Raw genomic sequence first — 13,666 nt, forward strand, 5'->3', positions numbered from 1 at the left:
GAATTAGTCCTCCGGATTGAGCAGGGTCTGCAAAATTCGAGCTTCGAGGGCCGCAAGCTCGGGTGACCCGACGCTGTGGCGTGGGTGATCAAGGGGCACTTGAAAATGGTGGGCGACGCAGGCCGGGCGGGCCGACAGCACATAGATGCGGTCCGAGAGCAGCACGGCCTCGCGCACATCATGGGTGATCAGCAGCACAGTCCAGCGATGTCGGGTCCACATGTCGGCGAGCCAGCGCTGCATCTGGGCGCGGGTGAGGGCATCTAGAGCGCCGAAGGGCTCATCGAGCAGCAGCATTGGGCGTTGCTGGACGACTGTGCGCAGCAAGGCGGCGCGTTGGCGCATGCCGCCGGATAGCTGGGCGGGATAATGGTTTTCGAACCCGGCAAGGCCGAATTCTGCAAAGAGCGGGATAACCCTGGCACGGGCGGCCTGGCGGCCGAGACCCTGGACTTCAAGACCAAGCGTGGTGTTGTCGATGATGCGACGCCAGGGCATGAGCGCATCGCCTTGCGGCATGAAGGCGAAGCGATGCTGCGCTGGCGTGAGCGGTTGGCCATCGAGCAGCATCTGGCCGCCATCGGGCGCGATGGCGCCGGTCAGCAATTGCAGGATGGTGGATTTGCCGGCCCCGGAAGGGCCGAGGATCGAGACAAATTCGCCGGGCTGAACGCTGAGATTGATATCGGCGAGAACGTCGGTGGGCCCGAAGCCTTTGCGCAAGTTTTTGAGGTCGAGACGTGGCCGGCTCATGGACGGGCCTCCGTCAGCCGGGCCCACGGCATGGCGGCGCGCTGCAAGAGTACGGTGGCGCCAAAAAGCAGCAGCGTGAGCGTGGCGCTGACAAAGACTGCCGCGAGGACGAGATCGGGGCGGAAATTGTTCTTGGCATTGAGGATATAGATGCCAAGGCCCCGGGCTGCGCCGGCATATTCGGCAAAGATGGCGCCCACCACGGCATAGGTGATGGAAATGCGCAGGCCCGCAAAGAAATAAGGCAGTGCCGAGGGCAGGCGGGCCATAACGAAAATGCGCCAGCGGGAGGCACCCATTGAGGCGAGCAGGGCTGAGATATTGCGGTCGGTGGCTTCATAACCCTGGGTTAGGGCGACAAGCATGGGGAAGAAGGTGACGAGCGCGACCAGCACGATTTTGGGTGTGAGACCAAAGCCGAACCACAGCACAATCAGTGGCGCGATGGCGACCAGCGGCAGGGTCTGCGTGATGATGAATAGGGGAAACAGCGCCCGGCGCAGCTGCCGAAAAAAGTCGATCAGGATTGAAAAGAGAAGGGCGACGATGAGGGAGGACGCAAAGCCGAATGTGGTCGCCTGAAGCGTTGCGATCGTATGGCCGGTGAGGGCTTCGCGCTGCTCGTAACCCTGGACGATGATGCGCGTGGGCGCTGGCAGGGCGGTAGGCGAAATGCCCCAAAGTTGCACATAGGTCTCCCAGGCCAGGATCAGCGCGGAGACTGAGGCAATGGCCGGGCCGGCATGGCGGATAAAGCGCGCGAATTGTCGCGACGGGGCGGTAATGGACATGAATGGCCCTTGGGTTCAGCGCGCGCTGGGGCTGTTGGCTGAAACCGTCAGATCGATGGTGACGTGGCCTTGCGGCGGGCCGAAGCGGCAGAAGGCCTGCTCGATGGTGGCAAAGAGCGCGCCGGTATCGCCACTGAGCTTGGTGGCGAAATGCTTGGACTTCTCGAAGGTGCCCGAGTGCTTGAGGAAGTCGATGCAGCCATAGATTTCGTCCATATGGTTGCCTTGGCCCAGGACGTAAAGCGAGAACTGGACCACAGAGAACACGCCGATGTGGGGGGCATTTTGTACCGCAGTCAGCGCCGCGGCCTGCCGTTCGGCCAAGGGCGCGGCGGTGTCGTCGAATTGGGTCGAATTGCAGATGGGATCGTCGGGCTCGCCGGGGCAGCCGCGCGAAATGGTGGCCGAGAGCACGCAATGTTTGCCGGTCCGGGCGGTGGCGCTGAAGAGATCGCGCATGGCCGGGAACAGCACTTCGGGCGGACCGACGAGCAGGGTGGAAATGTCGTCGGTTTCAATGCGCAACTGGTCGCGATAGGGATCGAGCGCGCCCAAAGCACTGATGATGACGCCGACGAAATCGTCGGTCATTGGGTATAGGGATATCTGTGCGCCCGAAAACATGGCCCGCCTCGCTCCGCTGGTATTACCCAGATCAGCTATAGGGTCCGAAGGCTTCCCGCCCTCATCTCAGCCCCGACCTACGGAGCACCCCTGTGGATATGGGCACCTTATGCGCTGCTGGTCGCAGAACGCAAGCCTTCTTACGTCAGAGGTAAGGTGAAGAGGCTGGCGAACTGATGTCGGCTGCCTGGTTCGGGCCCCGGTGAACGGGGTCGCAGAAACGGGTGATATTCATCAGGGCGCTCTCGCGCTGATCCTGATGGCTCTACCCGCTGTCCGCATCAACGCAAAAAGGTTTTCACCGAGTAGAGGGGGCAAGCTAGAGGAGGCTGAGAGCCAGTCAGTCGGATGCTCACGGTGCCCCGCGGCGCCAAGCGGCATTTCTGGGCGGCGAGTGGGACCGTTTGCAATCTTTACGAATGTCAGCCCTACAACGACGCTCATGCGGCGAGCCTGTCTCGATGAAAAAATTGTCTCGTGCGACCTCTCATTCTTGGGGGGAAGCCGCTTGGTGGCGGAGTAGGGCAATCGGGGAAATGTCCGATAACGCCCGTTGCCACAGATGCAGTGGCACGTTGCGACCCCGTTTCGGCCATTCCCACTGGATTTGGTTTTGCGTGGACCGGACATGCGAGTGATGACGCCGCGTGCTAAGTCAGAGCGATGGCTATACGCAGGATCATGATTATCGGCGGCCCTGGATCAGGCAAGACCTGGCTCGCTCGACGTCTTGGTCGTCGTTATGAACTACCCGTCCATGCCGTTGATGACGAGGTGTGGGATTCGCTTGGAAACCTGCGAGCTCCAGACGATATCGATGCACGCGTACGCCAGCTGACGGCGCAAGAAAAGTGGATCATCGAGGGTGGCAACAGCCGAACCTATATAGATCGGGTTCAACGCGCTGACGCTATTATTCGAATGGTGCCACCGGTGTGGCTCCGGCTATCTCGCGTGCTTCGTCGGGATGGCATTCGGATCCAACTTCTCCGCTGGACCCTTCGATACGATGAAGTATTTGGACCAGAAGATAGGCTGGCGCTCGAGAGCGGGCAGGGTAGCGCAACGTGCATAGAGATTGGTTCGAATGCAGAATTGCTTCGACTGCTTCGCGGTGGAATCGAGGAGTTCTGAACCGTCGCGGAGTTGGCGATCAACCCCATTTGCCACTGTCTCGATTTCAGCAGACCAACTGTTTGGAGGACATCGGATTGGCAGTCTAAACGACCGGGCGCGTTGCGGACTGTCCCTACGAACTCCAAGGGTGATTTTGATCGTGCTTTGACGTTGCAAAAGGCTGTCGCAACTTCGAGGGCGGCCGGCTCAGGCTATGGAAACCTAATGGGTAGACATTCGTTCTGATCGCGATCGATCGGGATGCGATCGCTGTTCCGTAGCCAAGCCTTGGGCGCTGCCGATAAAGGATGAATGGATGGTTCGGCGAGACGGTGGCGCCCCGCTTCTACCAGGCGTCAATTGTTATCGGGTCGAGACCGCTACGCGGGCTTCTGTCATCATCGATGCGGATGACTATTTCCGCGTTGCGCGAGCGGCGATGCTGAAGGCGAAAAAGCGCATCGTGTTGATCGGTTGGGACTTTGATGCCCGCATCCGGTTGGGCGCTCCCACGAACGATGGTGCGCCTGAAAAAGTCGGCGACTTCATCTATTGGCTGGTTCAGCAGAACCCTGAACTTGAAGTCTTTCTGCTGCGTTGGGATCTAGGTGCCCTCAAGATGCTGGCTCGCGGCTCCACCATTTTCACCGTCTTCAAATGGATGAGCCATAGACGTATTCACACCAAGCTCGATGGAGCCCATCCGCCAGCGGCCTCGCACCACCAAAAGATCGTCGTCATCGACGAGGCGCTGGCCTTTTGTGGCGGCATCGACATGACCGAGGACCGCTGGGACACACGCGACCATATACACGAAGACCCGCGCCGCGTGCGTCCGAATGGCAAGCCGCACAAACCCTGGCATGACGCCACAACGGCATTGGAAGGGCCGATTGCACGCACACTCGCCGACATCGCACGCGATCGATGGATCACGGCCGGAGGAAGGCCAATGCCAGAACTGAGCAAGCAGCAATCGCCTTGGCCTGACGCTCTCGATGCGCAATTCGTTGATGTGCCCATCGCAGTCTCTCGTTCTGCGCCTGAGATCGACGGCCGGCCGTCAGTTCTTGAGATCGAGCACCTGTATCTCGACCAGATTGCCAGGGCAAAACGCTACATCTATGCCGAAAGCCAATATTTCGCGTCGCGGCGGGTGGCTGAAGCAATGGCGAAGCGCCTCCAGGAGGCCGATGGACCCGAAATCGTCGTCATCAACCCCGATAGCGCGCAAGGTTGGCTGGAGCCCCTGGCGATGGATACCGCCCGTGCTCGCCTTTATCAGGCGCTGAACCGGTTGGACACGCATGGGCGCTTTCGAATTTACACGCCGGCCACCAGTGGCGGCGAGCCAATCTACGTTCACGCTAAAATCCTTATCATCGATGACGAGGTCGTACGCATCGGCTCGTCAAATCTGAACAATCGCTCGATGCGCCTCGATACCGAATGCGACGTCACTATCGATGCGACATTTGCTCAGAATGAAGCTGTCAGTGAAACGGTCAGGGCCATTCGCAACAGCTTACTCGGCGAGCATCTTGCCGTTTCGCCCGACATCATCGAGCGGGAGGTGAACGCGCGAGGGCTGATCGGTGCCATCGAAGGCCTGCGTAACGATGGCAAATCTCTGATCCCATACGCTCCTGAGGATTTAAGCGCCGTCGAGGCATGGCTCGCGGACCACGAGGTTTTGGATCCAGAGGGTCCCGAAGAGATTTTCGAAGCTTTCACGAAGCGCGGGCTTTTTCGGCGCTTGCGTAAGCCCAAGATCAGTCTGGGGCGACCCTGACCTGCGATCCAGATTTTCACACGGATGGCGCGCCAAAATGGTGCGTAGCCCAAACTATGACGGCCACTTTTTAGCACTGCAGCCTAAAAAATATGCATATATGATTTCAGCGCTAATTTTAATCAGTTTCCACTTGCGCGCATGAATTTGTCTTGGTTGTTTGTGTCCAACAAACACGGAGAAGACCCATGCTCACGCCTCGCCTTCTGGCGACCGCTACTCTCTTCAGTTCTCTGATTTTCGCCGTGCCTGCATTGGCGCAAACCGACGTCAAGCTGACTTTGGATTGGCGGTTCGAAGGGCCAGCAGCAGGGTTTCTGCTGGCGCAGGACAAGGGGTATTTTGCCGACGAGGGACTTAATGTCACCATCGATACCGGCAATGGGTCGGTTGAGGCCATTCCGCGCGTCGCCACCGGCGCTTACCAGTTTGGCTTCGGCGACATCAATTCGCTGATCAAGTTTCTCGACGAGGACAACACCCAGCCGGTCAAGGCCATCATGATGGTCTATGATAAACCGGTATTCTCGGTCATCGGCCGCAAATCTCTCGGGATCACCGACGATCCGAAATCGCTCGAAGGCAAGAAGCTCGGCGCGCCGCCGCCCGATGGCGCCTTTGCGCAATGGCCTGCTTTCGTCGAAGCGGCGGGGATCGACACTTCGGGCATCACCATCGAGTCGATCGGTTTTCCGGTGCGCGAACCGATGCTGGCTTCAGGCGACGTCGATGGTGTTTTTGGCTTTGCCTTCTCGGTGATCCTCAACCTTAAGGCCAATGGCGTGCCGGACGACGATATCTCGACCATCCTTTTTGCCGATCACGGGCTCAATCTTTATGGCAATGCGATCATGGTCAACGAGGCCTTTGCCGAGGAAAATCCGGAGGCCGTGAAGGGGTTTGTTCGGGCGCTCGCCAAGGGTTTTGCCGATGCCGTGGCTGATCCGGCAGCAGGCGCCGCTGCCGTATTGGCGCGCAATGAGACGCTCAATATCGACACCGAAGCCGCGCGCCTGACCATGGCGAACGAGATGAACATCAAGACGCCCTATGTGGTCGAGCACGGTTTTGGCGGGATTGATGAGGCGCGCCTGGCCGCATCCATCGACACGCTGAAGATCTCGATGGGCCTCAAGGGCAATGTCACTGCCGCTGATGTGTTCGATGCACAATATCTGCCGCCGGCTGCAGAGCGCATGCTGCCGTAACTCTTTGGTGGCGATATTCCCAGGCGAAAGGGCGCCTGGGTCATCTGCCCGGACCGTTCTTTCGAGGGAACGGGGACGGTCCGGGCAGACCTCTCTTTCTTCTGGAGCACCGGCATGGCTTCACCGCTTGTTTCCATCGAAAACGTCGACATGCGCTATGGCGGGCCGGACGGCACGCTGGCGGTCAGCGGGCTTAACCTCAAAATCAATCGCGGCGAATTCGTCGCGGTGGTCGGGCCCTCGGGTTGCGGCAAATCCACACTGATGAAGCTGACGACGGGGCTGCATATTCCTCAGAACGGGGCGGTGATCGTCGCCAATAGTCAGGTGACCAAGCCTGTTTCGATCGTCGGCATGGCTTTTCAGAACCCGACCATGCTGCCTTGGCGGACGACGCTCGAAAATATTCTGCTGCCGCTCGAGATCGTCGAGAGACACCGGCGTCGGTTGCGCAGCCATAAGGCTGAATATGTCGCGAAGGCCGAGAAACTGCTGGAGACTGTGGGGCTGAAGGGATTTGGCGACAAATTCCCCTGGCAGCTTTCGGGCGGCATGCAGCAGCGGGCCAATCTGTGCCGCGCGCTGATCCATGAACCGGAATTGCTGATGCTCGATGAGCCGTTCGGTGCGCTCGATGCCTTTACGCGCGAAGAACTCTGGTGCGTGATCCGGGACCTCCATGCGAGCCAGGATGTCACTATCGTGCTCGTGACTCATGATCTGCGCGAGAGTGTGTTCCTGGCCGATAAGGTCGTCGTCATGTCGGCGCGGCCGGGCAGGGTGATTGCCGAGCACGAGGTGCCGTTTGAGCGGCCACGGCAGTTGGACCTGCTCTACGAGCCGGCGTTCAATGAAATGGTGCAGCGGCTGCACGGGGAAATCGCAACGGCGAGGGCCGCAGTATGACGACGATGGAAACACCTGCGCCGGTTGCGGCTGCGCCAAAGCCGGTCTTCAAGCTCAATTGGGTGCGGCTCGCGCCGGTGCTTTATACGATCGGGCTCTTCGTTATCTGGGAGATTGGCGTTCGCCTGTCCGGGCTGCCGCATACTATTTTGCCGACGCCAACGCGAGTGTTCGAGGCCATCGTGCAGTACTGGTCGCCGATTTGGAAGAACTCGGTGCAGACGCTCTACACCACTGTGCTCGGCTTCATGATCGCGGTTGTCGCGGGGCTCGGAATCGGGCTTTTCATCGGTTGGTCCAAGACCATTTATGCCGGGCTCTACCCCATAATGGTCGGGTTCAATGCCATTCCCAAGGTGGCACTGGTGCCGATCCTTGTCATCTGGTTCGGCATCGGGACCGTGCCGGCCGTGCTGACGGCGTTTCTGATTTCGTTTTTCCCGATCGTGGTCAATGTCGCGACGGGCCTAGCGACCATCGAACCGGAAACCGAGGACGTGCTGCGCGCCCTCGGCGCGAAGAAAATGGACATCATGCTCAAGGTCGGCATTCCGCGGTCGATGCCATATTTCTTCGGCTCGCTGAAAGTGGCGATCACGTTGGCCTTTGTCGGTTCGGTCGTCAGCGAAACGGTGGCGTCCAATTCGGGCCTCGGCAACATGATGGCCTCGGCACAATCGAATTTCAACGTGCCGCTGGTCTTTGCGGGTCTTCTCATGCTGGCCGTTGAAGGCATCGCCATGTATGCGGTCATGGCTTGGATCGAAAAGCGCATGACCGGCTGGGCGCATCGTTCCACCATGGGGACCTGACTTGAAATAGTCGCGTACCACAAAACATCGGACGGTTTCGCAAGACGGCAAAGGTCGGCGGAACTCGAGAAACGGCGCCGCCGACAAAGACCTAAATCACTGCGAGAAGGTGGCGACTGGCGCTAGGTTGCACTATGCCTTGCCTCCGGCGATCGAGCTATCGCCTGTAGGTTTACGAAAACGGCGAACCGCTTTTCGTGCACTTGCCGGACACTATCGTTTGGCTCGAAGGTGGCAGCGGCGCGGGTCATTTTGGACATTGCAGCCGTCAGGTCCGGGAAGTGCCCTGCGGCCATCGACGCCAATATCGCAGATCCGAGCAGAACCGGCTCCTTGGCCTCGGTTACGACCACCGGCACGCCGGAGGTGTCTGCAAGAATTTGTCGTACCAGATTGTCCTGGCCGGCGCCGCCGCTGATCACGATCCGCTTTATGGGCGCGCCGTGTTTCTCTTGGATTTCGATGATTTGCCTGAGACCATAGCCGATGCCGCTGAGCCCGCCGACATAGAGGGCGACAAGGCTCGCTTCCGACTGGTCCATGCCGAGCCCGGCGATGACTGCGCGGGTGTCGGCATCGGCAAAGGGGGCACGGTTTCCGAGGAATTCCGGGACGACGTGGACACCATCCGCGAGGCCGATCGCGTCAGAGGCCAAGGCGGATTGCCCTATGGCGAGGTGCGACAGATAAGAAAGAAACGACAACCCAAGTTCTGCGGCTCTTTTGCTGGCCTCTCCACTGGCGGGATGAAGGGAGACCAAGCGATCGATGGCCGCGCCTGCGGCCGATTGACCGCCTTCGTTCAACCAGAAGCCGGGAACCATGGCATCGAAATACGGCCCCCAGACCCCGGGGACAAAGGCCGGGCTTTGGGTCGTTGTCATCGTGCAGGATGATGTACCAAAGACATAGGCCATATTCTCCTCGGGCGTTCCGAGAGCGCCGACTGTCCCAACCCCGCCTGCATGTGCGTCGATCAGGCCGGAGCCCACCGCCGTCCCTGCCGGCAAGCCCAGTTGATCTGCCGCCTCCTCCATCAGACCGCCAATCCGCGTTCCCGGTGAAACCACTTCGGTGCCGATACGGGCAAAACCCTCATCGGCCAAAGCATCAAGACCGATGGCCCGGAAGTAAGTGGGATCCCAGCGACGCTCATAAGCAAGGTAAGTCCATTTGCACGTCACCGTGCAAGAGGATCGCGCAAGGCTGCCGCTGGCGCGCCAGGTGATATAGTCGGCCAGATCGAAGAAATGCTCGGCGGCGTCGAATGTTTCCGGGCGGTTTTCCTTCAACCACAGCAGCTTTGGCGTTTCCATTTCCGGAGAGATGGTTCCGCCCACATAGCGCAGCACATCATGCCCATTGTGGGTAATCCGCCTCGCCTGCTCGGCGGCCCGATGGTCCATCCAGACGATAATATTGCGCTCGGGGTCCTCCGAAGGACCGACGGCAAGCGGTTTCCCGTTCGCGCCGACCACCACGAGCGAGCATGTCGCGTCGACACCGATCCCGGCGACCGAAGAGGGCAGGACGCCGCTTGCCTCCACGGCCTCGCGGACCGATGCGCATATGGCATTCCAGATGTTGTTGCCCGACTGCTCGACGATATTGCCTGTCTCGTGAAAGATGGCGATGTCGCGTTTGGCCGAGGCCAGCATGTGTCCGTCGGCATTGAAAACCCCAGCGCGGGCGCTGCCGGTTCCGACGTCAATGCCGACAAAATACCGAGCCTCGGTGGTCATTTTATATCCTTCAGAGATCGACAGTGGTGGGCAGGATAACGAGGTCGCGCACCGTGACGCCCTTGGCGCGCGTGACCATGAAGAGCACGGCTTCGGCGACTTCCGTCGGCTGCATGAGGCTGCCATTGGCAAGGGCTTCGTCCATTTTGGCCTTTGGCCAATCCTTGAGGAGCGCCGTCACGACAGGGCCGGGGGCGACAGCGCCGACGCGCACGCCTTCGGGGGCCACCTGTCGGCGGAGTGTGTGGACGAAGGCTTGAACCGCAAATTTCGATGCAGTGTAGATCGGCTCCCACACCACAGGAACAAAGCCGGCTATGGAACTGGTGAGGACGATATCGCCCGATTTCTGAGCGACAAGATGGGGCAGAACAGAGCGGACAGCGCGGAAGGTGGCGTTGATATTGAGGTTGAGCATGCGCTCCCACTCATCGGGGTCACCATCGACGACCGGGCCGCCGACATAGGAGCCGGCATTGGCGTGGAAGATATCGAGCCCGCCGGCCTTGGCGCGGATCGCTTCGCCCAGACCATCCACTTGTCCATGATCAAAAAGGTCGATCTTGAGGGCGAAGGCGCCTTCGCCCATTTCGTCCACCAGCGCGTCGAGGCGTGCGGCGTCGCGATCGATAAGCACAACCTTTGCGCCTTCGGCATGCATGGCGCGCGCACATTCGAGCCCGATGCCCGAGGCGGCCCCCGTTACGGCAGCGACCTTGCCGCCAAGTTTCTGGGTCATTTTGTGGTCTCCAAAATAGTCAGGCGCGGCCATGGCTGACGCGGCTACGGCGAGCCAGCGAGTCGACGATGACGGCAATGGCGAGCACGGCGCCGGTTATCATGTAGCGCAGGGACGACGAGAGGTTGAGAAGGGTCAGGCCATTGGAGATGGCCTGGATGACGATGATGCCCAGCACGGCCGACCAGGCGCTGCCGCGGCCGCCGAAGAGGCTGGTGCCGCCGATGACGGCTGCGGCAATGGCATTGAGATTGACGTCGCCGGTGCCGGCCTGCTGGCTCGAAGAGGCGAGGCGGGATGCACCGAGGATGCCGCCGGCTGCAGCCAGGGTCGAACAGAGGATGAAAGCCGAGGTGTAGATGCGGTTGACATTGATGCCGGCGCGGCGAGCGGCTTCGCGATTGCCGCCGACGGCGAACATCGATCGTCCCCACTGAGTGCGCGTAAGGCCATAATTGAGCGCAACTGCGATCAGCACGAAGAGCGCGAACATCCAGGGCAGACCACGACCGAGGCTGAGGTACCAGACCGCAAAACCCAGAGCGAGCGTGAGGATGATTGCCTTGGCAAAAACGATCTGCATGGCGAGCGGTGAAAGCCCCGCAGCGACACGGCGCTGGCTGGTGCGCCAGCCAGTGATGGCGATGACGGCGCCGGGGAGGATTGCCAAGAGGTAGGAAAGCCAATCTGGCATGATCATGGTCTGGCCAAAGCGGACGAGATCGGACTGGAAGGGCAGGTTGATCGAGCCCGTGGCGCCGAGGAGATAGAGCTGCAGGCCGAGGAGGGCCAGGAGCCCGGCAAGGGTCGCGACGAAACTAGGCATGCCGAGCCGGGTGTAAAAGATGGCGTAGACAAAGCCGACAAAGGCGCCTGTCGCCAGTGCTGCGATGATGGCGACGGGTAGAGGCATGCCGGTGTTGACCCAAAGGACACCGATGATCGCGGAAGCCAAACCGCTCATCGACCCGACAGAGAGATCGATTTCGCCCAGCATCAGGACGCAGACGATCCCGAGGGAAATGACGCCAACCGTTGCGCAATCAAAGAGCAGGTTGACGAGGTTGTTGGGCGCGAGAAAGACCGGGTTGAGCGCGGTGAAAACGACTGAAATGAGAACGAGACCGACCATGACCGGCAGCATGCCGAGGTCGCCGGAGCGAACGCGATCGATAAATCCGCGCCAGGCGCCGGCAAAGCTGTCGTCATTGCGCACGCGGCTATCGGCACGGTCGAGAGTCGACGAGGTTTGTGGATCGGGAGTGGTCATAGTCCGGCCTCTCTGGTGGCGGCGCCTTCAGCGCGCGATTTCTGGCGGCGGGTGACGGCGTTTTCGCTGGCGCCTGTAATGGCAGCGACGAGGTCTTGATGGGCGGTGTCGGCGGTAAAGACGCCGTTGTTGCGCCCGAGGCGCAAGACGACGATACGATCGGCGACGGCGCGCACGTCTTCCATATTGTGGCTGATGATGATCACCCCGAGGCCGCGATCGCGGACGCGCTCGATAAGGTTGAGCACTTCGGCGGTCTGAGCAACGCCGAGCGCGGCCGTGGGCTCATCGAGCATGATGATTTTGGGTTCGAGCAGCAAGGAGCGCGCAATGGCGACCGTCTGGCGCTGGCCGCCCGAGAGCGAGGCTATGGGCTGGCGAACCGAGGGAATGCGGGCAGCAAGTTCGCGCAAGAGCGACCATGCCCGCAATTCCATGCCGACTTCATCGAGTTGCCAGGGGGCAAGCTCATGGCCGAGGAAGAGGTTGGCGACGACATCGAGGTTTTCGCAGAGCGCAAGATCCTGGAAGACGGTGGCAATGCCCAATTCCAGCGCCTTACCAGGACCACTGAGGCTCACCGGATTGCCCAGATATTCGATGGTGCCGGCACTGGGCTGAAAGACGCCGGCAAGGATTTTGACGAGCGTCGACTTGCCTGCGCCATTATCGCCGACAAGGGCGACGACTTCGCCGGGATGGATGTCGAGTTCGATATCGGTGAGGGCCGAGACGGCCCCGAAATTCTTGGAAACGCCGCGCAGCCTCAGGATCGGCTCGGTTTGCGGTTGGCTCGATTGGATCATGATGCTGCCTCGTGAATGCGGCCCCGCCCCCGAGGGCGGAGCCTGGGGACCCGTTACTTGATGCTTAGAGCCGTGCAGGCGTCGGCATATTCGCCGGTGCACACTTCGGCAGCGGTCTGGATGCCCTTGTCGAAGATTTCCGCCTTGATGTTTTCGGCGGTGACGACGGCGGGGGTGAAGAGCTGCGAGGGCGTTTCGTAGAGCGTGTGGGTAGCTTCCGGCGTCTCGCCATTCATCAGCTTGACGGCCACTTCGGCCGCAGCACGGGCCACGATCTCGGAGGGCTTGGAGATCGTGTTGTATTGATCACCAGCGATGATCAGCTGGAGCGCAGCGATGGTTGCGTCATTGCCAGAAACCGGCGGGACGGGATCGACACCGGCAGCCTTGAAGGCCGCAATGGTGCCGCCGGCCGTGCCGTCATTGGCCGCAACGACGCCGACAATCTTGTCGCCGAAGCGAGTGATCTGGCCGGCTACCCATTCCTGGGCTGCGGGAGGCGCCCAATCCGGCGTATCGAATTCGGCCAGGGTCTCATAGCCAGAGGAATCGAGCGCCTTGTCGATGCCGTCGCGGATGAGGCCGGCAGCCGCGTCGGTTGGCGAGCCGTTGACCTGAAGAACGCCCGAACCCTCGGCGACGCCTTCGGCCTTGAGATGATCGACCAGCGACTGCGCGATGGCATTGCCGATGCCTTCATTGTCGAAGGAGACATAATAGTCGGCCGGCAGATCAGGGATCGGACGGTCATAGGCGATGACCTTCACCTCCTGAGAATGGGCGATCTCGACGAGCGCGGCTGCAGCGGCAGAGTCTACCGGATCGAGCACGATGATGGTCGCGCCCTGAGCGATCACCGAGTTGAATTGCTGCTGTTGCAGAGCGGCGTCGGCATTGGCGTTTTGGTAGATCAGCGTGCAATCGGCGCAGAGCTCTTTCATGGCGGCTTCAAAGCCGGGCCAATCGTGCTCTTCGTAGCGCGTCGAAGCCTGGTCGGGCATCAGGAAGGCGACGGTGGTCGCGGCCTGGGCAGCGCCGGCGCCAGCCATGGCAATGGCAAGGGCGGCGGCAGTCTTGAGAGCGATAGTATTCATGTTTCTCCTCCAG

At 60.6% G+C, this 13,666-nt stretch carries 12 protein-coding genes and 1 riboswitch; of the genes, 4 read left to right on the forward strand and 8 right to left on the reverse strand.

The window, feature by feature from the left end:
* Positions 1–3: 3 nt before the first annotated feature.
* The 3 genes from DevBK_RS00480 to DevBK_RS00490 all read right to left on the reverse strand — a co-directional run bounded on the left by DevBK_RS00480 (position 4) and on the right by DevBK_RS00490 (position 2,168).
* Positions 4–753, reverse strand: a complete 750-nt coding sequence (locus DevBK_RS00480; protein WP_317184056.1) for an ABC transporter ATP-binding protein — start codon at positions 751–753, stop codon at positions 4–6.
* Positions 750–1,544, reverse strand: coding sequence for an ABC transporter permease (locus DevBK_RS00485; protein WP_317184057.1), 795 nt, complete (start codon positions 1,542–1,544; stop codon positions 750–752). The genes DevBK_RS00480 and DevBK_RS00485 overlap by 4 nt, the downstream gene beginning before the upstream one ends.
* A 15-nt stretch (positions 1,545–1,559) precedes the next feature.
* A complete protein-coding gene (locus DevBK_RS00490; RefSeq protein ID WP_317184058.1) occupies positions 1,560–2,168 on the reverse strand; it encodes a YkoF family thiamine/hydroxymethylpyrimidine-binding protein in 609 nt (202 codons plus the stop codon).
* A riboswitch (TPP riboswitch) is annotated at positions 2,159–2,270 on the reverse strand. It overlaps the preceding gene by 10 nt.
* A 1,330-nt stretch (positions 2,271–3,600) precedes the next feature.
* Between DevBK_RS00490 and DevBK_RS00495 the strand changes: the two genes are divergently transcribed.
* From DevBK_RS00495 to DevBK_RS00510, 4 genes are all read left to right on the forward strand, one after another.
* Positions 3,601–5,076 carry a phospholipase D-like domain-containing protein gene (locus DevBK_RS00495; RefSeq protein ID WP_317184059.1) on the forward strand — a complete coding sequence of 492 codons (1,476 nt, stop codon included), beginning with the start codon at positions 3,601–3,603 and terminating at the stop codon, positions 5,074–5,076.
* A gap of 188 nt (positions 5,077–5,264) precedes the next feature.
* Positions 5,265–6,284, forward strand: a complete 1,020-nt coding sequence (locus DevBK_RS00500; protein ID WP_317184060.1) for an ABC transporter substrate-binding protein — start codon at positions 5,265–5,267, stop codon at positions 6,282–6,284.
* 114 nt (positions 6,285–6,398) lie between these two features.
* Positions 6,399–7,190, forward strand: a complete 792-nt coding sequence (locus DevBK_RS00505) for an ABC transporter ATP-binding protein (RefSeq protein WP_317184061.1) — start codon at positions 6,399–6,401, stop codon at positions 7,188–7,190.
* A 5-nt stretch (positions 7,191–7,195) separates the two neighbouring features.
* On the forward strand, positions 7,196–8,002 hold the full coding sequence (locus DevBK_RS00510; protein WP_317185568.1) for an ABC transporter permease: 807 nt from the start codon (positions 7,196–7,198) through the stop codon (positions 8,000–8,002).
* A gap of 122 nt (positions 8,003–8,124) precedes the next feature.
* Here the strand turns inward: DevBK_RS00510 and DevBK_RS00515 are convergent, their stop codons facing one another.
* From DevBK_RS00515 to DevBK_RS00535, 5 genes are read right to left on the reverse strand one after another with little or no spacing between them, the layout of a single operon-like run.
* Positions 8,125–9,744 (reverse strand): FGGY-family carbohydrate kinase, encoded by a 1,620-nt coding sequence (locus tag DevBK_RS00515; RefSeq protein WP_317184062.1) that lies wholly within the window; start codon positions 9,742–9,744, stop codon positions 8,125–8,127.
* Positions 9,745–9,754: 10 nt separating this feature from the next.
* Positions 9,755–10,483 carry an SDR family oxidoreductase gene (locus DevBK_RS00520; protein ID WP_317184063.1) on the reverse strand — a complete coding sequence of 243 codons (729 nt, stop codon included), beginning with the start codon at positions 10,481–10,483 and terminating at the stop codon, positions 9,755–9,757.
* A 19-nt stretch (positions 10,484–10,502) separates the two neighbouring features.
* A complete protein-coding gene (locus DevBK_RS00525) occupies positions 10,503–11,753 on the reverse strand; it encodes an ABC transporter permease subunit (RefSeq protein WP_317184064.1) in 1,251 nt (416 codons plus the stop codon).
* Positions 11,750–12,559: an ATP-binding cassette domain-containing protein gene (locus tag DevBK_RS00530; protein WP_317184065.1), complete on the reverse strand. Its 810-nt coding sequence runs from the start codon at positions 12,557–12,559 to the stop codon at positions 11,750–11,752. Before DevBK_RS00530 ends, DevBK_RS00525 begins: the two co-directional genes overlap by 4 nt.
* A gap of 53 nt (positions 12,560–12,612) precedes the next feature.
* Entirely contained in the window at positions 12,613–13,608 is a 996-nt protein-coding gene (locus DevBK_RS00535) for a sugar ABC transporter substrate-binding protein (protein ID WP_410494056.1), read from the reverse strand.
* Positions 13,609–13,666: the final 58 nt, after the last annotated feature.

It is taken from the genome of Devosia sp. BK (genome assembly GCF_032907385.1).
In the GTDB taxonomy this organism is placed as follows: Bacteria; Pseudomonadota; Alphaproteobacteria; order Rhizobiales; family Devosiaceae; genus Devosia.

Coding starts and splice junctions, on each gene's coding strand:
- DevBK_RS00480 (WP_317184056.1), bottom strand. CDS start 753: ATGAGCCGGCCACGTCTCGACCTCAAAAACTTGCGCAAAGGCTTCGGG.
- DevBK_RS00485 (WP_317184057.1), bottom strand. CDS start 1,544: ATGTCCATTACCGCCCCGTCGCGACAATTCGCGCGCTTTATCCGCCAT.
- DevBK_RS00490 (WP_317184058.1), bottom strand. CDS start 2,168: ATGTTTTCGGGCGCACAGATATCCCTATACCCAATGACCGACGATTTC.
- DevBK_RS00495 (WP_317184059.1), top strand. CDS start 3,601: ATGGTTCGGCGAGACGGTGGCGCCCCGCTTCTACCAGGCGTCAATTGT.
- DevBK_RS00500 (WP_317184060.1), top strand. CDS start 5,265: ATGCTCACGCCTCGCCTTCTGGCGACCGCTACTCTCTTCAGTTCTCTG.
- DevBK_RS00505 (WP_317184061.1), top strand. CDS start 6,399: ATGGCTTCACCGCTTGTTTCCATCGAAAACGTCGACATGCGCTATGGC.
- DevBK_RS00510 (WP_317185568.1), top strand. CDS start 7,196: ATGGAAACACCTGCGCCGGTTGCGGCTGCGCCAAAGCCGGTCTTCAAG.
- DevBK_RS00515 (WP_317184062.1), bottom strand. CDS start 9,744: ATGACCACCGAGGCTCGGTATTTTGTCGGCATTGACGTCGGAACCGGC.
- DevBK_RS00520 (WP_317184063.1), bottom strand. CDS start 10,483: ATGACCCAGAAACTTGGCGGCAAGGTCGCTGCCGTAACGGGGGCCGCC.
- DevBK_RS00525 (WP_317184064.1), bottom strand. CDS start 11,753: ATGACCACTCCCGATCCACAAACCTCGTCGACTCTCGACCGTGCCGAT.
- DevBK_RS00530 (WP_317184065.1), bottom strand. CDS start 12,559: ATGATCCAATCGAGCCAACCGCAAACCGAGCCGATCCTGAGGCTGCGC.
- DevBK_RS00535 (WP_410494056.1), bottom strand. CDS start 13,608: ATGGCTGGCGCCGGCGCTGCCCAGGCCGCGACCACCGTCGCCTTCCTG.